Genomic DNA, 24,752 nt, shown 5'->3' on the forward strand with positions numbered 1-24,752 from the left:
TCAAAAATTAAACTGTTTCAAACGCCAATATATCGTTTATTATATTAGCATTCTTTTTAAGAATATCTAGCTTTGAATTTGATAACATTTCCATATGGGTTCCGTACCCTTGAATTATCCTGAAATTCTTCGTAGTAGCATTCTCCCACAGTAAATTATTTTCATCTTCTTTTTCTTTTACTGATTTTATATAACTTATATTTCCATCAATACTGCCATTTGTTGTTGTACTCTGTACATACATATAAGACTTCATAATTAATTCTATCAAATAATCACTAGCTAATTTTTCTAAATCTTTATATTTTTTCAGATTGAATTTTTCATGAAGTTCTCTCTTACACTCTTCCTCTGTATAAAGATTCTGTTCTACAATCGTACGGTATTTTGAATCAATAAGAATAAGATTTTCTACTTCTAAACCTTGTCTATTCAATTCTTTTGCCACATCGAAGGCAAGAATTCCACCAGCTGAATATCCCACTAATGTGTACGGTCCTTCTGATTGAATATCTTTTATTATTTTAACATATTGTGCAATTCTATTTTCAGATTTAATAAAATTAAAACTGTAAACCGAATATGACTCAATATGCTTTGCTAGCCCCATATATGCTATTCCTATTGAAGCAGCAGGTGGGAAACAAAATAGTTTTTTATTGGTGCTTGTTGAGCTACTAAGTTGAATACAATCCTCTGTATAATCCTTTAACATTTCTTTTGCACCTTCTAAGAACGCTGAAAAACTTCGGACTGTAGGTTTATCAAATACATCTTTAAACGGTACTCTAAAGTTTAACTCTGCAACTATCCTTGAAACAAATGTCATAACGTTTAAAGAGTTCGCTCCGATATCAAATAAATTAGTATTCATACCTATTTTTTTGATATTTAAAATTTCTTCCCATATGCTAACAATTTTTTCTTCTAAATCATTTCTTGGCGGTTCGTATTCTAATTCATATTTGACATTTCCATCTGGTGCTGGTAATGAATTTATATCTATTTTACCATTTGTTGTCAACGGTAATTCCTTAAGCTGTGTAAAAAATGCCGGTATCATATAATTTGGAAGTTCTTTTGATAAATATCTTCGCATCTCTGTAACAGTAATTGCTTTTTCTTTATTCTCTAAAACAACATATGCACAAAGATACTGACTATTCTCACCGTCTATTCTTGCAACAACTTTTGTCTCTTTTATATTATCTAATTTTAGAATTTGATTCTCTATTTCTCCTAATTCAATTCTATAACCACGAATTTTTACTTGATGGTCAGTTCTCCCTATAAATTCGATATTTCCACTAGGCAACCATCTTGCAAGATCCCCTGTTCGATACATCTTTGCTCCAGGTACATATGGATTTGATATAAATTTTTCTGCTGTCAATTCAGGTCTATTTAAATAACCTGTAGCAACACCATCTCCACTTATATAAAGTTCTCCTTCTATTCCTACTGGTAATATCTTTTGATTATCATCCAATATATAAATTTGAACATTATCAATTGGCTTCCCAATAGGTACCGATATGTGTTTATCGTCATTAAGGCTATATTTATAAATCATACAGCCAATTGTTGTTTCTGTTGGACCATACTCATTATAGATTTCAACATTATGATTGAAACTTTTTGAAATCTCTCTTGCTAACTCAGTCTTTAAATCTTCTCCACCCACTATTAATCGTTTTATACTTGAATTGCTGTTATCAATATCTCTTATCAATCTTAAATGGGATGGTGTCAATTTTACTATACCTACTCTATTATCCTTAAAGATTTTTCTTATAATTGGTTCATCCCCATCATTATTGTAAATAACTATTTTATTTCCAGAAATTAATGGTGTGAATAATGATGTAATTGTAAGGTCAAATGAGAAAGATGAATACAAGGCAAAATCTAAGGCCTCTCCTTTGACATATTCCTTATTTGCCCATGTTATATAATTGACTAGGCCTCGTTGCTTCAGCATAGTTCCCTTTGGCATACCTGTAGAACCCGAAGTATAAATCATATAAGCTAGATTGTTAGTATTACTTGTTACTTTTATATTTTCAGTAGAATAATGATTATACTCTTCATCTAAAAATACTATTTCTTTGCTTAACCTCACTGCATCTTTACCTTTTGTAAGTATTATATTTGTTCCACTATCCTCTACTATATACTTAATTCGCTCTTCAGGATATTCAGGATCTATTGGTAAATATGCTGCTCCAGATTTTAAAATCCCCATAATTCCTATAATCATCTCTAGAGAACGTTCAAGCATGATACCTACAACTGTGTCTGGTTGAACTCCTTTATTCTGGAGTATCCTAGCTATTTGGTTAGATTTTTCATTAAGTTCTTTATAAGTAAGTTGCTGCTTATCAAATACCACAGCTACCTTATTTGGAGTCCGTTCTACCTGTTCTTCAAATAAGCGATGAATTGTTTTTTCTTTTGGATACTCTGCCTTTGTTTCATTAAACTCATTCAAGAAATAATGCTTTTCTTCTTTTGAAAGGATTTCTAATTGATTCACATTTTTATGTTCATCCTGCACAACTTGGTCCGTAACATTTTTCAGATGATTTGCTATGTTCTGGATGAGTTTTTCTGAATAGAGATTTCCATCATATGATATTTTGAGAACAAGCTGTTCACCTGGAACGACAACTATTGTAAATCCATAGTTGGTTTGTTCAATCCCTTTAATATCCTTAAACACGAAACTACTCTTACTTTCTTCTTCCTGAAGTAAACGTTCATCAAGTGCATAATTCTCAAAAATCATTACATGATCAATTAAATCCCTTTTTAAATCACTAAGAGACTGTATATCTGAAAGATTCATATAGTTGTATGCTTGGCTTTCTATTGCTTGTTGCTGTACCTCTTTTAAAATATTTTTAAAGCTCTTCTGTTCTTTTATATTAATTCTCGTTGGAATTGCATTAATGAATAATCCAACCATTTTTTCAATTCCAGCTACTTTGGCATCTCTACCAGAAACGACAGAACCGAATACAACATCGTCTGTATGATTATACTTGGCTAAAATAATCCCCCATAAAGTTTGTAGCACAGTGTTTAACGTAACATTATTTTGATTAGCCAATTCAGTCATTTTTTTCGTAAGTTCCCTTGAAAATTCAATGAGCGTCTCTTGTCCATGGTACTCTCTTGTACTATCAATTTTGAACGATGGAACTTTCGCAGGTTTTTGATATCCTGCTAAATATTGTTTCCAATATTGAATTCCCTCTTCTTTTTCCTGTTCTCCTAACCATCTAATATAATCACTATATGGTCTTGGCTCTTCTAAATTAGGATACTGTCCTACTTGTTTGTTTCCATAGATATAGAACAATTCTCCCAAAATAATACCTCTGCCCCATCCATCGAACAAGATGTGATGATTACTCCATATAATTGTATAAGCCTTATCATCAGTTTGAATAAGTTCCAGTCTAATTAAGACATCTTTACTAAAATCAAAACCTTTTTCTCGATCTTGTTCAATGTAGGTTGTTATACTTTCTTTTTGCTGATCTATTCCTTGCTGTCTAATATCTCGGTATCTAAAGCCAATCTTTCGACCTTTTATAATCACATTTTTTGGTTGTTCTGTAATTTCATATTCAATTGCTGTCCGAAGGATTTCATGTCTTTTCATAATATCGTTCAAGCTTTCCTCGAATAAGTTGACATCAATAAACCCTTTGACATCAATGACAAGTTGTTCAAAGTATGCACCTGATTGTGGATCTTCTAATGCATGGAATAGCATACCCTGCTGCATATTAGCTAATGGATAAATCTTTTCTATTTCTCCCCACCTATTTTTCGCCTTGATTTCCTCTAGTTGTTCGAAGCTTAATTCTTTGTCTCCATAGTCAAATGGTGTTTTTTCAGCCTGTTCCTTAGAAATGCAATGATGGATTACATCAAGAAGAGCAGCCTTGAAAGCTTCTGTAAACTCCACTACGACATCCTCTGCATATACTTTTGTATTATAAGTCGTATCAATAGTGAGCTTTCCATCTAAGACAATAGCATTCATTTCTATAGGTGTTTCTCTTGTATGTTTACCTCCAATCGACTCTCCTGTCGATATCCAAGAAGAAGAAAAGATTGTATTATTGAGATCTGCATCCATTTGACCTAAGTAATTAAACAAAATAGGTGGCTGTTCAATATTCCATAAATCTGGATCTCCACTCAATTGTTTTAAAACCCCATAGCCTATTCCCTTATTCGGAATTCTTCTAAGAGACTCTTTCACTGTTTTAATAGTCATTGAAAGGTCCTTTTCATCTCCTAAATTGATGTATACAGGATATTTGGTTGTAAACCATCCAACTGTTCGGCTAATATCTACATTTTTTATAATCCGTTCTCTACCATGGCCCTCTAGACTAATCCTAATTTTATTTTCACCAGTTACTCTCCTTGTAGCTATTAAAAGAGCACTAATCAGTAAATCATTGATTTCAGTATGATATGCTTGATTTGTTTCTCTTAACAATCGGCTTGTTTCCTCTATTCCGAGAGCGGTACTAAAAGTATCACTATCCTCATATCGGAATAGTCCAACTTCCTCTTTTTTCTCTAAAAAGTTAACATTATCCTTTAATGTGTTCACCCAATATTGCTTTTCTCTAAGGATTTTTGCACTCTTAGCATACTCGTTAAGCTGAGTAGCATACTCTTTATAAGAAGTCGTTTTTGGATAAAACGCTATTGGTTCGCCTTTCATTAGCTGGCTGTATCCAAGTGCAAAATCTTCAAATAGGATTCTCCAAGAGATTCCATCCACCACAAGGTGATGAATAATAAGTAACAGATGGTCTCCAACATTCGTCTTAAACTGTGCTACATTTACAAGAGGTCCTTCTTGTATATCAATTTTCTTCTGTAATATTGTCGCAAGTTCTTGAATTTTCACATCTGGATTATCTTCTCTCGAAACGTCATAAACATTAAAACCAAATTGATTTTTTTCCACTTCTCGATTGAATTGAAGTACTTCATTATTCTCCTCTTTATAAATCATTCGTAATGCGTCATGATGTACAAAAATTGCTTCCATAACTTCTTTTATCATTTCCTCACGGAATCCATCTTTCCTATACAACATAACTGCATGATTATAATGATTTACTTCTTCTTTTCCATTCATAAAATACGCTTTTTGAATTGGAGTGAGCAACACATTTCCTGTTTCAATTTCATAAGAGCCTTCTTGTATTGTCTCAATATTGACATAGTTGCTTAAAAACTTGATTTCCGGATAGGTAAATAGATCTTTCATCTCTAACGTGATACCTTCTCGTGATAAACGTGAGATAATTTGTAAAGCTTTAATAGAATCTCCACCCGAAGCAAAAAAGTTATGGCTAATCCCAATTGGCTTGACTCCTAATATATCTTCCCATACCTTCACAAGTTTTTCTTCTACCTGATTTCTTGGTTTTTCATAATCTACTCCCTTACTCACATCTGGCTCTGGTAAGGCTTTTTCGTCTACTTTTCCATTTGCCGTAAGTGGAATACGCTCCATCTGAACAAAATAAGATGGAATCATGTATTCAGGGATTTCTACTTTTAAGTACGCTCTTAATTCTTCAAATGATAGGTCCCTCTGGGACGTAATATATGCACATAGATATCTTCTTCCGTCCTGACCTTCTCGATCAATCACGAATGCTTCTTTAATTTGTTCGTGTTTAACTAAATGACGCTTAATCTCTTCTGTTTCAATTCGATAACCTCTTATTTTCACTTGACCGTCAATCCTACCTGCAAGCTCAATTCTACCATCTGATAGTCTTCGAGCAAGATCCCCTGTCCGATACATTTTTTTATTTGGTTCAAACGGATTTTGAACAAATTTTTCTTCTGTCAAATCTGCTCTGTTTAAATATCCACTTGCTACGCCATCTCCTGATAAGCATAATTCACCATAAACACCTTCTGGGACAAGTTTCATTTGTTGATCCACTACGTAAGCCTTCATATTCTGAATTGGTCTTCCAATCACAGGGCATTCTTTGAAAGCTGCCATTGTATCATATTCAATAACTTGATATACCGAACCAATTGTCGCCTCTGTAGGTCCATAGTGATTCATTACCGCATGATTTGGGTAATGTGTATAGAATTTTTCAACATCTATTGGATTGATTTTCTCTCCACCTAACACGACTAATCTCAAAGTTTTACAGCTCTGATTATTTGAGAAACTCGGATCATTCACCAAGACGTTAAAGAGAGACGGTGTTAATTTCAAATAAGAAATCCCTTGTTCTTCTATATACTGTAATGCCTTCTGAGCATTAGTATATACTTCTTTTGTAACGAGATGCAGTTCACATCCATTTAAAAGTGATGAATATAGACTTGTATAGCCCAAGTCAAATGCATAGGAAGATACTAACATTGCCTTATCTGTTTCTTTTAGATTCGCTTCCTTTGTAAACCAAGTCATATAGTTTACAACGTTGTTATGCTGAACACATACACCTTTAGGTGTACCAGTCGAACCTGATGTATAGATGATATACGCATTATGATTCCATTTATAATTGACTAATAAATTTGATGTATCCCTCTCTTTTATAGAATCATCTTCCATGGAGATTATTTCTCCATTAAATTGGAGCGTTTCTTTCCTTTCTCCTTTTACTATCAATAGGCTAGCATTACTATCCTTTAAAATGACATTCGTTCTTTTATCCAGTTGTTCAGGATCTATTGGTAAGTAAGTCGCTCCTGCTTTTAATACGGCCATAATTCCAATAATCATTTCAAGAGATTCTTCCACTAACATACCTACTGTTATCCCTGGCTTTGCTCCTTTTTCTTGAAGCAACCTTGCCATTTGATTCGCTCTTTCATTCAGTTCCAGATACGTAAGTTTCTGGTTTTTAAATACCACGCCTACATGGTGAGGTGTTCGTTTCACCTGTTCCTCAAATAATTGTGGAATTGTTTTATCTTTCGGATAATCAGCTTTTGTATCTTTATCATCCTGCAATAACATCTGCACTTCTTCTTCTGAAAGCAACATAATATCCTGAATGCTTTGTTCTGGCTTCTCAATAATTTCTTTAAAAACCTGGATTAAATGTTTAGCTAATCTTTCTACAGTTTCCTTCTTAAATAATTTAGTTCTGTAATTTAATACACATTTGATACTACGCTCTTCTTCAACAGCGGTAAGTGTTAAATCAAATTTAGAAACATGCGCCTTCATTTGATATGGTGAGAAAGTTAAACCCTGTATTTCAAAATCATCATAGTCAAAGTTTTGTAAGACGAGCATTGTATCAAACAAAGCACTTCTGCTCATATCTCTCTTTAAATCTAATTTTTCAACTAATTCATCAAATGGATAATCCTGATTTTCATAGGCTTTTAAAGCATTCTCTTTAACTTCTTTTAAATAATCTTGGAATGAAACGTCTCGTTTTGGATAATTTCTCATTGCAAGAGTATTAACAAAAATACCCATAATCTGTTTCAAATCATCATGAGGTCTTCCTGCGATTGGAGATCCCACTACGATTTCCTCTTGCCCCGTATATTTTGAAAGCAGTGTTGTGTATCCCGCTAACAGAAGCATATACAGCGTCACACCATGTTCCTTCGCCATCTTCTTAAGATTAACATATATGTCACTATCGATTTCAAAATGTACAAGGTCACCTTCTGTACTTTGAATTGGCGGTCTTTTATAATCTGTCGGCATATTTAGTACTGGTACTTCTTCTTTAAATACATGCATCCAATACTCTTCTTGTTTTTTCATTTCTTCTTGAGTAAACAATTCTCTTTGCCATACAGAATAATCTTTATATTGAATGCTTAATGGAGATAATTCTTTCCCGTTGTATAACTCAGCTAATTCCTGTGTAAAGATCCCCATTGATACACCATCTGATATAATATGGTGCATATCTAATACAATCACGTGCTCATCATCTGTAACATGTATGATTTCAACCCGTAAAAGAGGAGCCTTCTCCAAATCAAACGGTTTAACAAATCCATTGATCATATCATCTAGCTTATTGGTACCCATTTCTCTATACGTCACTTGGAAATCTATGTCTTTTTCAATCTTTTGAACTGGTTCACCATCTACCATTACAAAAGAAGTTCTTAAAGCTTCATGTCTTTCGATTAATTTATGGAAAGCCTTCTCAAGTTGCTGAACATCCAAATCACCTTTTATCTTCATGGCGAACGGTATATTGTAAGATACTCCGCTACCCTCTATTTTGTTTAAAATATAGAGTCTTTTTTGTGCAGATGAAAGTGGATAATAATCTTGTTCTTCTACTTTTTTGATCGATGCATATACACTTTCTTTTGTAGAGTCAATAAATTCTCCAATCCCTTTTATAGTAGGTGTTTGGAAGATTTGTCGTAAAGGTATCTCCACCATAAGTTCCTTATGGATTTTAGAAACCATCGTAGTTGCTTTAAGAGAATGACCTCCTATTTCAAAAAAGTGCTGGTTGATACCGATTTTTTCTACTCCTAAAATTTCCTGCCAAATGGATACAAGTCTTTCTTCGACTTCATTCCTTGGTGCCTCATACTCTACTCCCACAACGGCACTTTCATCAGGTTCTGGTAAGGCCTTTCGGTCCACTTTTCCATTTGCTGTAAGTGGTAGTTTATCCAACTGAACGAAAAACGCAGGAATCATATACTCTGGAAGCTCTTGCGCCAAATCCTTCCGAATTTCTTGTAATTTGGATTCTTTCTTACGTGTTTCAGACGTAAAATAAGCACATAAATATGGTTGACCATTATTATCCTCTCTTGCGATGACAACGGCTTCTTTAATCTCTTTCTGTTTCAAAAGTTGATTCTCTACCTCACCAAGTTCAATCCTGAAACCTCGAATTTTCACTTGATGGTCAATTCTACCTAAAAATTCGATATTCCCATTAGGTAATAACCTTGCAAGATCTCCTGTCCGGTACATCCTTTCCCCTGGAATGAATGGATTTGGAACAAACTTCTCCGCTGTGAGCTCTGGTCTGTTTAAATAACCACGTGCCAAACCTTCCCCACTTACACAAAGTTCACCTGCAACTCCTAATGGCACTAAATTATTTTCCATATCAAGGATATAAACCCTGTTATTACTTATTGGTTTACCAATAAGTACCTTCTGATCTTCCTGTTTTAATTCACATATTGTAGAACAAACACTATTTTCTGTTGGACCATATTCATTAAACAATTTTACGTGAGGCATTTTCTGAAAATGTTTTGTAATTAGATTTTCATTAAAACCTTCACCTGCAATTGTCACAAATCTCAAATCTACTAAAGGCTTATCAATAGTGTTTAATAGATTATTATAATAACTTGGAACAGCTAACAAATTAGTTACTTTATTTTTTTGAATAATATTTATAAATTTACTGAAATTCATTCTTATATCTTCTATTAAAATTAATTTACCTCCAGAAAGCAAAGTAGTAAAAATATCTTCAACAGAGCTGTCAAAAGAGAAAGAAGGCATCTGTAACGTAATATCACTTTCACTATATTGATATGATTCTATTCTCCAACATAACGTATTGAGAATAGATTTATGATTCACCATAACACCCTTTGGTTTTCCAGTTGAACCTGAAGTGTATATTATATAAGCCATGTCAGAGGACTTATTTAGACTAGGCAAGTTTTCTGTAAATCTATCCTTAATCTTTTGTACATTTATATCAATACAAGTTAAATCATAATCTACATGTTTATTTTCTTGTTTTAACAATATTTCTATACCACTGTCTTCTAACATATATCTTCTTCTATCCTCTGGATACTCAGGATCAATTGGAAGGTATGCCCCCCCGGCTTTTAATATCGCCATCATACCAACTATCATTTCAATCGAACGTTCAACCATAATACCAACCACAGTATTAGATTTCACACCTTTTTCTCTTAGCAGAGCAGCGACTTGATTAGATTTTTCGTTCAGTTCCCAATAAGTCAATTGTTGATTTTCAAACACAACTGCAATATTTTCAGGTGTCCTTTCTACCTGTTCTTGGAACAATTGATGGATCGTCTTCTCTTTTGGGTAATCTACTTTTGTATCATTAAATTCATACAATAAAGTTGTTCTTTCTTCTTCTGCAATTATGTCTATTTCATTTATTTTCTTATTCTCATCTGCAATCACTTGTTCAGTTACTTTTTTAATGTGCATTTCGATATTATCTATTATTTTGTCATCATAAATATTGCCATCATAAGTTAAAACTAAATTTAACTTCTCACCTGGAGTTGCAGCAATACTAAAACTATAATTGCTCTGCTCTTCTGCGTGTATATCTTCTACCTCAAAACCTATATCCATTTTTTCATTTCCGGCAATACGTTTATCAACAGCATAGTTCTCAAACACAATTATATGATCAATAAGATCATTCTTTAATTTACTCATTGCTTGAACTTCAGCTAAATTCATATAGTTATAATTATTGCTAGCTATAGCTTCACTCTGTACAACCGTTAAAACCTCTTTAAACTTCTGATTCTTTCCAAGATTTATTCTAGTTGGAATGGCATTAATAAATAAACCAATCATCTTTTCAATTCCGTCTACTGGTGCTTCCCTTCCCGATACAATAGTTCCAAATACTACTTCGTCTGTATTGTTATACTTCGCCAAAATAATACCCCAAATACTCTGGAATACTGTATTAAAGGTTACGCTATTCCTATTAGCAAGCTGTGTAATCTTATTTGTTAGTTCGTTCGAAAATTCAATTACTTTTTCTCTTCTTAAATACTCACTATTATTCTTAGTAATCTGTAATTTTGGTATTTGCGCTTTCTCTTCATAACCATCTAAATATTGCTCCCAATAACTTTTACCTTCTTCTTTATCTTGCTCTTCCAGCCATTTTATATAATCGCTATAAGGTTTCGTTTCTTCTAACTTATATTCTTCACCATTTATTAATTTTCCATATACAGTGAATAACTCACCTAATACGATTCCAAGACACCAACCGTCCAATAAAATATGGTGATGGCTCCATACCAATTTATATAAGTTTTCATCTGTTCTAATCAAACATACTCTCATTAAAGTATCTTTACTTAAGTTAAATCCCTTTTCTGTATCTTCTTCTCTATAATTTTTTATGAATAACTCTTTTTCTATAGTTCCTCTTTCACTTATATCGCAATATTGAAAACCTATTTCTCTATCCGCTATTATTATTTGTCTAGGCTCCTCAACTATTTCATATTCAAATGATGCTCTTAGTATTTCGTATCTTTGCATGATTTTATTAAAACTTGTTTTTAATATCTCTACATCAATGTATCCTGTTATATCCATGACAGTTTGTTCAAAATATGCTTTTGAATTTTTGTTTTCCAAAGCATGGAACAGCATTCCCTTTTGCATATTTGCTAACGGGTAAATCTTTTCAATTTCAAAATCTTTATACTTCTCTTTAATATCCTTAAGTTCACTTAGAGTTAATTTAGTATCCCCATAGTCATAAGGCGTCTTTTCCACCTCTATTTGACTAACACAATGATCAATTATAGTTTCAAGACTTTCTTTAAACTTATCATTTAATTTCCTGATTGTTAGTTCATCAAACTCTAGCTCATTAAAGGTAGTATTTATAACCAATTCATTATTAATAATTATCGAATTGATTTCTATCGAATTATTTCTTGAAATCTTTCCTCCAATTGTTTCCCCATAAGAAAATTTTGATTCAGAAAATTCATTTCTGTTAACATCATTATCCATTTCACCTAAATAGTTAAATGAAATTGGTGCTTTTTGTTCATTTAATAGATACTTCTCTTTTGATAAATATTTTAGTATACCAAATCCGATTCCCTTGTTAGGAATTTTCCTTAAAATTTCTTTTACCATTTTTATATTAGTAGCAAGATCGGTCTCATTGCCTAAATCTATAAGTACTGGATACATAGTTGTAAACCAACCTACAGTCCTACTAATATCTACATTTTCTAAGATATCTTCTCTTCCATGTCCCTCCATATTTATTTTTATACAATTTTCACTTGTTATCTCTCTAGCACCTAATAATAAGGAAGTTAACAATATGTCATTTATTTCTGTATTGTATGCTCTATTGGATTCTCTTAATAAACTTATAGTCTTTTCCTTATTTAAAGAAATACTAACTGTTTTACTATTTTCGAATGTGTCACTTTTGAGCTCTTTTTTTCTAGGTATAAATGCAACCTCAGTATTTGCTATCTCTTGCCAATACTCTTTTTCCTTTAATAATTTATTGCTACTAGCATACTCCCTCAGCTTAGAGGAAAATTCTTTAAAGGATTCAGTTTTGAATCCAACGTCTAACTTCTCACCTCTTAAATCCTGAGAATATAGAGTTTCAAAATCTTCTAATATTATTCTCCATGATACTCCATCTACTACAAGATGATGAATGGTAATAAGCAGATGATCACCTTGATTCGTTTTAAATAAACAAAGATTAACGAGTTTACCATTTTTGATGGAAGATTTCTTTTGGATATTTGTCGCTAATTCATATATTTTCTCTTCCTTATTCTCTACTCCCTCAACATCATGAACGTATAAATCAAAGAGGTTATCCTTATAGCCTCTATTATACTGAATAATCTCTCCATCATTTTCTCTATAAATCATTCTAAGGGCATCATGCTGCTCTAATATCTTATTAAAGACTCTCTCTATTCTCTTTCGATCAAATCCATCTTCCCTAAACAGCATAAATGATTGATTAAAATGATCTAGTTCTTCTTTATTTTTCTCAAAATACCATTTTTGAATTGGAGATAATATTACTTCTCCTGTAACTATTTCATAAGGTTTTAACTGTTTGATTTGCTTTTTTACATACTTACTAAGATCTTTAATTTTAGGGTTTGCAAATAGATCTTTCACTTCTAACTTAAGATTTATTCTAGACAACCTGGACACAATTTGCAGAGCCTTAATAGAATCTCCACCTGATACAAAGAAATGATGATTTATCCCTATATCCTCTATGCCTAGGATATCCCTCCAAATCTCAACAAGATGTGTTTCAACTTCATTTCTTGGTGCCTCATATTCTACCCCTGATTGACTACTTCTATCTGGTTCTGGAAGTGCTTTTCGATCCACTTTATCGTTTGATGTAAGTGGTAACTGGTCAAGTTGAACAAAATAAGAGGGAATCATGTAATCAGGAAGTTCCTTTTCTAAAAATTCTCTTATCTTGGCTGAAGATATTGCTTTTTCAGACACAATATAAGCACTTATATACGTATGATTTTTCTTATCCTCTTTTGCTACTACTACGACCTCTTTTATATCTTGATGTTTTAACAACTGGCTCTCTATTTCACCAAGTTCTATTCTATACCCACGTATTTTTACTTGATGGTCAATTCTTCCTATGAATTCAACATTTCCATCAGGCATCCATCTTACAAGATCACCTGTACGATACATTTTTTCCCCACTGACGAAAGGATTTTCCACAAATTTCTCGGCAGTTAAGGCTGGATTATTTAAATAACCTCTTGCCAATCCAACTCCAGATATACATAACTCTCCTGTTACTCCAATTGGACAAAGCTGATTATACTTATTTACTATATAAACTTTAGTATTATACACTGGTTTTCCAATTGGAATATTATCATCATTTTTATTCATTAAGAAACTTGTAGTTACTACTGTATTTTCGGTTGGACCGTAGGCATTTACAAGCTGATAGCGGGTATTCTTATTTAAAATTAACTTTTCGCCACCGGATACTAACATTCTTAAAGAATGATTATCTTGTAATATAAATTGTTCACTTACCTTAGATGGGAATGTTGCAACTGTTATGTCTTTACTATTCATATATTCATTTAATTTATCTAGATCAAGCCTAATATCTTTTCCTAAAACATGCAAAGTAGCTCCGGTGATTAAACAAGGGAAAATTTCTCCAATAGATGCATCAAATGAGACTTTCAAATAGTTTGTAATTCGATCTCTTTCTGTTATTTTATGAAAATCTACATACCAATTACATAAATTGACTAAGGAATGATGTTCCACTAACACCCCTTTTGGTAAACCCGTGGAACCAGACGTATAAATGACATAGGCTAAATCATTTCTATTATTACGCCTCTCCATATTAATTTGCTCTTGATTTTTTATTGTTTCATCATTAATTGAGATTTTAGTTATACATTCATTATTGATAAAATGAAGTTTATCGTATAAATGAGTCTGCGTTAATACGAACTTTGTGTTACTATCTTCTACCATATATTTAATTCGCTCTTCAGGATATTCAGGGTCTATTGGTAAATACGCTGCCCCTGATTTTAATATCCCCATGATACCGACAATCATATCTAAAGAACGTTCCACCATAATTCCTACAATCATTTCTGGATGAACACCCTTATCATAAAGTACTCTAGCTACTTGATTGGATTTTTCATTGAGCTCCTTATAAGTAACTTGTTGCCCCTCAAATTCTACGGCAACCTTGTTTGGAGTTCTCTCTACCTGCTCCTCAAATAATTGATAAATGGTTTTATTCTTTGGATAATCCATATAAGTTTCATTAAATTCATTCAAAAGAATGTGCTTTTCTTCTCCCGAAAGCATATCTATTTGACCTAAACAAACTTCCTGATTATTAGTAATTTCTCTTAAAATACTAACAAAGTGCTCTGATATTTTAGCTATTGTCTCTTTCTTAAACAATTTTGTACAATATTCTAAATCAAATTTTATGATGTTATTAGTTTCTACTGCTGATAATGTCAAATCAAAATTTGCTATATTAAGTTCACTATCATATGTTTCAAAACTTAACCCTTTAATCTCTTCATTAGAGGTATCTAAGTTTTGTAGCACAAACATCGTATCAAATAATGCACTTCTACTCATATCTCTTTGTAAGTCCAGCTTTTCAACCAGTTCATCCAAAGGATAATCTTGATTTTCATACGCCTTTAATGCATTTTCTTTTACTTCTCTTAAATAATTACGAAATGTTTTATCTTCATTTGGATAATTTCTCATCGCAAGGGTATTCACAAACATTCCGACAATATTTTCAAAATCATGATGGCTTCTTCCTGCAATTGGAGATCCTACCACAATATCATCTTGACCCGTATATCTTGAAAGTAAAGTTGTATATCCAGCTAACAGAAGCATATACATGGTAACCCCATTTTCTTTTGCAATTCTATTAAGCCTCTTTGTCAACTCACTATCTATTTCAAAACTTCTTCGGGCCCCTTCAACACTTTGTGTCGGCGGCCTTTTATAATCTGTTGGCATATTTAAAATAGGTACTTCTTCTTTAAAAACATTTATCCAATATTCTTCTTGCTTCTTCATTTCCTCTTGAGTAAACAAGTCTTTTTGCCATACTGCATAATCTTTATACTGTAGGTCCAATGGGGATAACTCTTTCCCTTCATACAGTTTACAGAGCTCTCTATTTAAAATGTTCATTGAAACTCCATCTGAAATGATATGGTGCATATCTAGAACCATCACGTGCTCATCATCTGTGACATGTATAATTTCAACCCGTAAAAGAGGAGCTTTCTCCAAATCAAACGGTTTAACAAATCCATTAATCATATCATCTAGCTTATTGGTACCCATTTCTCTATACGTCACTTGGAAATCTATCTCTTTTTCAATCTTTTGAACTGGTTCACCATCTACCATTAAGAAAGAAGTTCTTAAGGCCTCATGTCTTTTGATTAGTTTATAGAATGCATTCTCAAGCTGATGAACATCCAAATCACCTTTTATTTTCATAGCGAAAGGCATATTATAAGATACTCCGCTACCCTCTATTTTGTTTAAAATGTAGAGTCTTCTTTGGGCAGATGAGAGCGGATAATAATCCTGTTCTTCTACTTTTTTGATCGATGCATATACACTTTCTTTCGTAGAGTCAATATATTCTCCAATTCCTTTTATAGTAGGTGTTTGGAAGATTTGTCGTAAAGGTAGCTCCACCATAAGTTCCTTATGGATTCTAGAAACCATCGTAGTCGCTTTCAGTGAATGGCCTCCAATTTCAAAAAAGTTGTGTTGAATTCCTATGTTTTCTATATCTAAAATATCTTGCCAAATGGATACAAGCTTTTCTTCGACTGTATTCCTTGGTGCCTCATACTCTACTACTCCTGCAACCGAACTTTCATCAGGACTTGGTAAAGCCTTTCGATCCACTTTCCCATTTGTAGTAAGTGGTAGCTTGTCTAGCTGAACAAAAAAAGCAGGAATCATATACTCTGGTAACTCTTTTGCCAAAAACTTTCGAATTTCTTGAACCCTAGTCTCGCCCTTCGATGATTCGGAAGTAAAGTACGCACATAAATATTGATGATGACTATTATCTTCTCTTGCGATAACAACAGCTTCTTTTACTTCCTTATGTTTTAGAAGTTGACTCTCTATCTCACCCAGTTCAATCCTAAAACCACGAATTTTCACTTGATGGTCAATTCTTCCTAAAAACTCAATATTTCCATCAGGTAACATTCTCACAAGGTCTCCTGTTCGATACATTCTCTCTCCTGGAATGAACGGATTTGGAATGAATTTTTCTGCTGTGAGCTCTGGTCTATTTAAATAACCACGGGCCAAACCTTCTCCGCTGATACAAAGCTCGCCTGGCACTCCCAATGGACAAAGCCCATTAGATTCGTTTAAAATAAAGACTTTTGTATTACATATTGGTTTTCCTATCGGTATATTGTCATAAGAATTTTCTATAATAAAGCTTGTTGTTACTACTGAATTCTCTGTAGGACCATAGTTATTAACAATCTGGTAACTTTTATTTTCAAAATAATTTAGTTTATCTCCACCTGTTAATAATCTTCTTAAAGATGTATTCTCAAGCATTAAAAATTGTTCACATACTTGTGTAGGTAAAAAGCTTATTGAAATCTCTTTTTCAATAAAATATTTGTTTAATTTCGTAATATCTAATTTTAAATTATCATTTATAATATGAATCTCTGCACCCGCTATGATATAAGGAAATACTTCCCAAGCAAATGCATCAAAACTTATACTTGCATAACTAGCATTTTTATCCGTTTCACTTATTTCATTGAAGGAATTATGCCAATTACATAAGTTCACCAATGAATGATGCTCCACCATAACTCCTTTTGGCTTTCCAGTAGAACCAGATGTATAAATGACATAGACTAAATCTTTACTGCTGCTATCAATACGTAAGTTTTCGGTTCCGTATTTAAACAAATGCTCATTATGAATATTAATAATGCTAATATCATCAACTTCTGTACAATCAACTAAATTAATTAATTTATCCTGGGTCAATAATATTTCAGTTTGACTATCTTGAAGTATATATTTAATTCTATCTATAGGATATGTAGGATCAATTGGTAAATACGCACCACCAGCTTTTAAAATCCCCATAATTCCCACAATCACATCAACTGAACGTTCTAATAATATTCCTACTATTTTATCAGAACCAACACCATTTTCTCTTAACGCTCTTGCCAATTGATTAGATTTTTCATTTAACTCCCTATATGTCAATTTCTTATCTTCAAAAACAACTGCAATGCTATCTGGCGTTCGTTCTACTTGTTCTTCAAATAACTTGTGTATTAACTGGTTTTTAGAGAAATCTACATTTGTATCGTTATGTTCATACAATAAAAAGTGCTTTTCTTCTTGTGGGATCATATCTATTTTATTTACACTTATCGAAAGATTCCTTGATATTTCCCTCAGAATATTAATATAATTTTCTGTCATTCTTAATATTGTGTCTCTTTTGAATAATCCAGTACTATATTCGACATTTAACACGATCTCATCGTCATAATCTAAAATATTAAAAGTGATATCGAATTTTGCATTATCTAATTCAAATATTATTGGACTAAGATTTAAAGCACCTTGCTTCTTAGTAAATAATTTAGCGTCTTCCAATACAAACATAGTATCAAATAAAGGGTTTCTATTAGAGTCTCTTTCATAGTCTATACTGCGAACTAGTTCATCAAACTGATACTCTGAGTTTTCAAATGCTGTAATTGTATTTTCTTTTACCTGTTCCAAAATTTCTTTAAAACTTTTTGTAGCATCTATATTGTTTCTTAAAGCAATAGTATTGACGAACACACCAAAAATATTTTGTAAATCTTGATGTAACCTACCTGATGCTGCTGTTCCGACAACGATATCAGTTTTTCCAGTATATTTATGAAGTAATATATGATAAGCGCTAAGCATAAGCATATATAAAGTTGACCCTGTATCCTTAGCTACCCTTCTTATCTGTTCAGATAACTCTTTTTCTATATGAAAGTATGCATTTTCTCCTGCAAAGGTATCAATATTTTCTTTTCTATAATCATAAGGTAATTCTAATTTAGATGGCAGATGACTGTATAAATTCAGCCAATATTGCTCTTGTTTTTTTATAGCATTAGATTGATTATACGTATTATTCCATTCTACATAATCCTTGTATTGTATATTTATCTTAGGTAAATCAAGATTGTTATATAAATCGAGTATTTCATTCATAAATATTCCTTGTGATACCCCATCTGCTATTATGTGATGGAAGTTAACAACCAATATATGCTTCTCTACTCCGATTTTAATTAGTTTAGCTCTCATTAATGATGGTTTACTTAAATCAAAAGGCTTTGTTGATTCCTTACACATTTTGCTAGTTAAATCTCTTAAACCTTCATCATCTGTTACGACTATATCTAAACATTGGTATTCCAAATCAAAATCAACTTTATCATAAACCTTTTGAACTAATTCATTATCTAATACTTCAAATCCTGTTCTCAGGATTTCATGTCTATCTATAAATTTTCTAAATGCATTTTCAAGTCTATTACATTCGATTTCACCTTCGACAAGTAACGCCATAGGAATATGATATGCTCCTCTATTATTTTCCATCATAGAAAGCATGTACATTCGTTTTTGAGAAGGCGATGTAGCATAATAATCCTTTTTCGATACCCTTTCAATCATATTTCCCCTATGATTGTCTTGGCTATTTTTCAAATATTGATCTAATACCTTTATAGTGTCATTTTTAAATATTTCTCCTATAGGCACCTCTATATTCATTCTCTTTTTAATTTCAGTAACAATCGATATCGCTTTTAATGAATCTCCGCCTATTTCATAGTAATTAGTATCTATTCCTATGTTTTCTATTCCAAATACATCTTTCCATATATCTAATATTTGGGCTTGAATTTCATTTTCTGCTTCTTCACATGTAGTTGCTGCAACTTCATCTAGTTCATGATTTTTTATTAATTCCCCCAAAATACTCTTATTTACTTTCCCATTTACAGTCAATGGTATTTCATCTATTTTGAAAAATCTTGATGGAATCATATAATTTGGGAGCTGATTTTGCAAATATTGTTTTAGTTCATTTGGGTTTATGTCTTCATCTGAAACTACAAAAGCATACAGGCTTTTCATTTTATTATCGTTTGTATAGTCAATTACTACTGTTTTATTTACACCTTTATATTTGATTATACAATTTTCAATTTCCCCTAATTCTACCCTATATCCCCTTATCTTAACTTGACTGTCTTTTCTTCCTAAAAATTCGACATATCCGTCCTCTTTTAACACACCATAATCACCTGTTTTGTAAATATATCCTAATTCTTCGTGCGAAATAAATGACATCTTAGTTTTTTCAATATCATTTATATACCCACTTGCTACTCCCACTCCACCAATGTACAATTCTCCCTCTACATCTACGGGACACAATTGCTTATTTTGATTTAATACATAAATTTTCTGGTTAGCCAACGGCATTCCATATGGTATACTTTTCCAATCACCCTTAATTTCCTTAATAGGGTAATATATGGACCATATTGACCCCTCAGTTGCTCCACCTAAGCTAATAACTTCCGCATTTTTGAAAGTTTTCTTTATCTTCTGAGGAAGTTCCAGCGGTATCCAGTCCCCACTAAGCAATACAAGCCTTAGACTATCATCCTGTTCACTATCATTATATAAGTCCACTGTCAGTTCCATAATTGCTGGAACTGAGTTCCAAATTGTGATTCCTTCTTTCTTTACAACTTTTTTTAGGTTATATACATCCCTTTGATCATCTATAATTACAAGGGCCGCTCCACAGCTCAATGCACCAAAAACATCATAAACTGACAAATCAAAGCACAGTGAAGAAATCCCCATAATTTTATCATTTTCTGTCACACAGAATTTTTCGTTAATATCTATAATTGTATTTGTTGCTGCACCATGAGTTATTTGAACTCCTTTAGGTTTCCCTGTACTACCAGAAGTAAAAATAACATATGCCATATCTGTTTCATCTACTTTTATATTGACTTCATCACCAGAATATTCCCTAATATTTTCATCTTTATAGGTAGAAGGTGTTATAAAGAACTTACAATTACTTTTCTTTTTTATATATTCTTTTCTTTCTTCAGGATAATCAGGATCAAGCGGTATATATGCTGCTCCAGCCTTTAAAACAGCAAACAAATTTATAATGGTATCTATACATCGCTTACCTATCACACCAATGTAATCACCTTTTCTAACTCCCTTATCCATTAAGTATCTTGCAATTTGATTCGATTTTTCATTTAGTTCTTTATAAGTTATCGAATCATCATGATGAATTACAGCTACCTTATCTGGTACTAGTTTTGCTCGATTCACAAACATTTCATGTAAAGTACACTTATCAAACTTTTTGTTTGTATCATTATAGGTTTCAATAACTTTTATGCTATTCTCACTAAGGTTAATACCTGACACTTGATCATTAAATATAACCTGATTTAATACATTTATATATTGTTCAAACATTGATTTAATAACATTAATCTCAAATAATTGTTCAACGTAATCCCATGTAATATATAAACCTCCATTTAATTCATAAACTTGGTTATCTATATAAACTTGGGATGTTCTTGTACTAAAAAATTTAATTTTTTCAAAATCTATCAAATGATTAAATGAATCATCTGAGTCCTCACTCAATACACTTGTAAATACAATAGGCATTATAGCTTGATTAACCATTCTATGTTTTTTCCCAATAGCTCTTATAAAATCCACACCATCATAATGTCTATGTTCAAGAGCTTCTAACAATGTATCCTGTACCTTCGCAGCAAATTTCCAAAATGAATCAATACTATCTTTCGCATTAATATCTAATAACATTAGAGTTGTGAAATCCCCAATGATTTTTTTTACGTCTTGATGAAACGGTATCCGATTAAAAACAGTTAAATTTACTGCAAATTGACTCTGATTACTCCAATATGCTAGGACATAAGCATATGCAGCACATAAAACCGATGTAGGGGTAAGATTTTTTTCTCTTGCTTTTTGTTTTAATTTATCCCATGTTTCACGTTCTAAAAATTCCGAACATTTATTGAATGTAGGTTTCTCAATTTCTAATGGGTTGCATTTTAAAGGCAATGCTGGTGCACTTGGGAAATTATCCAATTTATTTAACCAGTACTTCTCATCTTTTTTATATCGATTAGATTGCCTAAATTCATTGGTTGCTAAAACATAGTCTCTAAAGTTATACTCCAGCTCAGGCAGCTGCAGACTTGGCTGATTGTAAAACATTTTAAATTCCTTGATTAATATTTTCATACTACTGTCATCACAAATTAGTGGATCTATATTTAAACAAAAATATTTTTGATTATTGGGTAATATAAATGCTTTTATCTCAAATAATGGCCAAGTACTTGGATCTATGATTTTAGCTATCATTTTTTGTCTTTGTTCCAATATACGTATCATTATATCTTCTTGATTTAAATTCCTTACATCTACTGTGTCTACAGAATAAAATAGTTCTCCTTCTAAGATTCTTTGTGTTCCATTTTCAAAAACTATTGTTCTTAGTATTGGATGTCTATTAATTAATTTTTGTAATGCACTATTAAACCTATCTATATTAATATCTATTTCAAATTCAACCGTTAAATTTGTAGCTGCTCCACCAATTTCAAAAGCCGGATCTCTACCTATTAAATAGGCTAATTGTATACCTGTAAGTGGGAAAGGTTCATGTAAATTCTTTAAATCTGTAGTTTTTGTAAATTGTCGGTTCTCTATAATTTCTCCCTTGTTTGTTTCGATGTAAGCACTTATTTTCTTTATTGTAGATAATTTAAACAGTTCCTTTAATGGTAAATCAACACTTAACCTGTCATTCATTTTAGATAAAAGCTCCATTGCGTTTATTGAATGCCCACCAAGAACTGCAAAACTGTCATTAATACCAACTTTATTTAGATTCAAAGTTTCCTGCCACATTAAAACGAGCTGTTTTTCAATCTCATTTCTTGGTTCCTCATATTCAACCTCGGTATTAAAACTTCGATCTGGTTCAGGTAAAGACTTTTTATCTATTTTTCCATTTGCTGTTAACGGCATTTTATCTAACTTAAGAAAATAAGTAGGAATCATATAATCAGGTAACTTTTCACCTAAAAATCTTCTTAATTCTTCAACAGTAACTTCTCCTACTAATGTTAGATATGCACAAATATAATTGCTCTTGTCCTTTTCTTCTCTTGCTACAACTACAGTTTCTTTTACATTTTGATGCTTTAATAACTGACTCTCTATCTCTCCAAGTTCAATCCTAAATCCCCGAACCTTTACTTGATGGTCAATTCTTCCTATAAATTCAATATTCCCATCAGGTAACCACCTAGCCAAATCTCCTGTGTGGTATAAACGCTCTCCTTCTGCAAATGGGTTTTTAACGAATTTCTCTAATGTTAGCTGCTCATTATTTAAGTACCCTTTAGTTAATCCATCACCAGAAATACAAAGTTCTCCAGGTTCACCAATAGGAAGTAAATTTTTCTTTTCATCTACTATGTAAACTGAAGTATTTGCTAACGGTTTACCTATAGGTAGAGTGTCAACATTCTCATCTATTTCATTTATAAAGTAATATGTGGCAAAAACAGTACTTTCCGTTGGTCCGTATACATGAATGAGTTTATCTTTCCCCAGAAATTCTAATGCTTTTCTTGCATGGGAGACTGAAATTCTTTCTCCACCAAATAATATTTTTCTTATATTGATTAAACAATCTATTTTCATATCTACAAGCGCATTAAATAAAGCAGTTGTAATAAACATCACGTTTATGTTTTCTTGCTTAATTATATTTCCAAGCTTATTTATATCCGTGACTGTATCTTTTTCTATCACTACTAATTTCGCCCCATTTAACAGCGCACCATATATATCAAAAATTGATCCATCAAAAGAATAATTCGAAAGCTGCAGAATGGTATCATTATTTTTTATTTCTATGTAATTTGTATTTCGAACGACTCTGATAGCACTATAATGCGAAATGATAACTCCCTTTGGTATTCCAGTAGAACCCGATGTATAAATAATATAAGCTGTATCATCAGAACGATTTACATGTTTCAGATTATCTGTACTTAAGTCACTTGAATCTAGCTCGTCCAAATTAATTATTTCTAAATCATATTCGATTTTCTTAATGAATTTCTCTTGAGTCAATAAAATCATGGTATGACTATCCCGTAACATATAATCAATTCTTGCTTTTGGAGTATCAGGATCAATTGGGAGGTAAGCTGCTCCAGATTTTAAAATACCCATTATTCCAATTATCATTTCAAGTGATCTATCAATCATTAATCCTATAATAGCATCTGTATTAACACCCTTATTCCTTAACATCCTTGCTAATTGATTGGATTTCTCGTTAAGTTCCCTGTATGTGAGTTGTTTATCTTTAAACACAACTGCAATATTTTCAGGTGTTCTCTCCACTTGTTCTTCAAATAGCTGGTTTATGGTCTTATTTCTTGGATATTCGGTTTTTGTAGAATTGAATTTATTTAATATCATATCTTGCTCTGCTACTGTAATCTCATCGTAAGTTCTTATACCACCCTTGTTTATTTCACCAGAATTCTTAATAGACATGTTGGATTTCCCCTTTTTTAGTAATTATCCATTACCAAAATTATTTATTATTTTATTACTGTTAAAAATATAGAGAATGAATTAAATAAAAAATTCATCGTTCATAACAAGGTATACAATCCCCCCTATTTAGAAGTTACTAAAAGGAACTCTATAAAAGAATTTAACTTACTACGAGAAAAATTTCCTTATTTTCATGCAAAAAACATATGATAAAAATTTATCTAAAAAATTAAAATAATCAGAAATTTTTTTACGATAATTAAATTAAAGACAAATATTAAACCACATATCACAAGTTACAGATAACGCTACTACAGCACATAATTAAGAAAATGAATAAGTAAAGATAACTATTGGTATATATCTGAGGAATCTAATTTAACGTATTCCCCGAAAGAATTCTCCTTCCTCAAGCGTGTGAAGGGCGTAGCCCTACGATAGGTCGGAGATGACTTTCGGTTTGGCATAGCCAAAAACTTTTGATAAACTTGCTATATGAAGTTCTTTGATAACTTGATATAGAAGGTTGCAGGAAGAAAATAGAGTGCGAAAACCAAGCCATTCGGTTCCTGCGTAAAATATCAACCGTACCAACAGAGCATCCATGCGTTGGACATCTAGGGATGGAACACCCCGAAGTAACGCTCAGGGAGACGAA

Annotated in this window: 1 protein-coding gene; it reads right to left on the reverse strand. The window is 32.2% G+C overall.

The features are described 5' to 3' along the window. Positions 1 to 7: 7 nt before the first annotated feature. Positions 8 to 24,091 (reverse strand): non-ribosomal peptide synthase/polyketide synthase, encoded by a 24,084-nt coding sequence (locus tag N2V80_RS27815; RefSeq protein WP_340981001.1) that lies wholly within the window; start codon positions 24,089 to 24,091, stop codon positions 8 to 10. Between the last annotated feature and the right edge of the window lie 661 nt (positions 24,092 to 24,752).

Source organism: Bacillus sp. FSL W8-0640, from assembly GCF_038007725.1.
Classification (GTDB): domain Bacteria; phylum Bacillota; class Bacilli; order Bacillales; family Bacillaceae_G; genus Bacillus_A; species Bacillus_A cereus.

What these genes read in the sequence shown, in the direction of transcription:
- N2V80_RS27815 (WP_340981001.1), bottom strand. Translation starts at nt 24,091, where the DNA reads ATGTCTATTAAGAATTCTGGTGAAATAAACAAGGGTGGTATAAGAACT.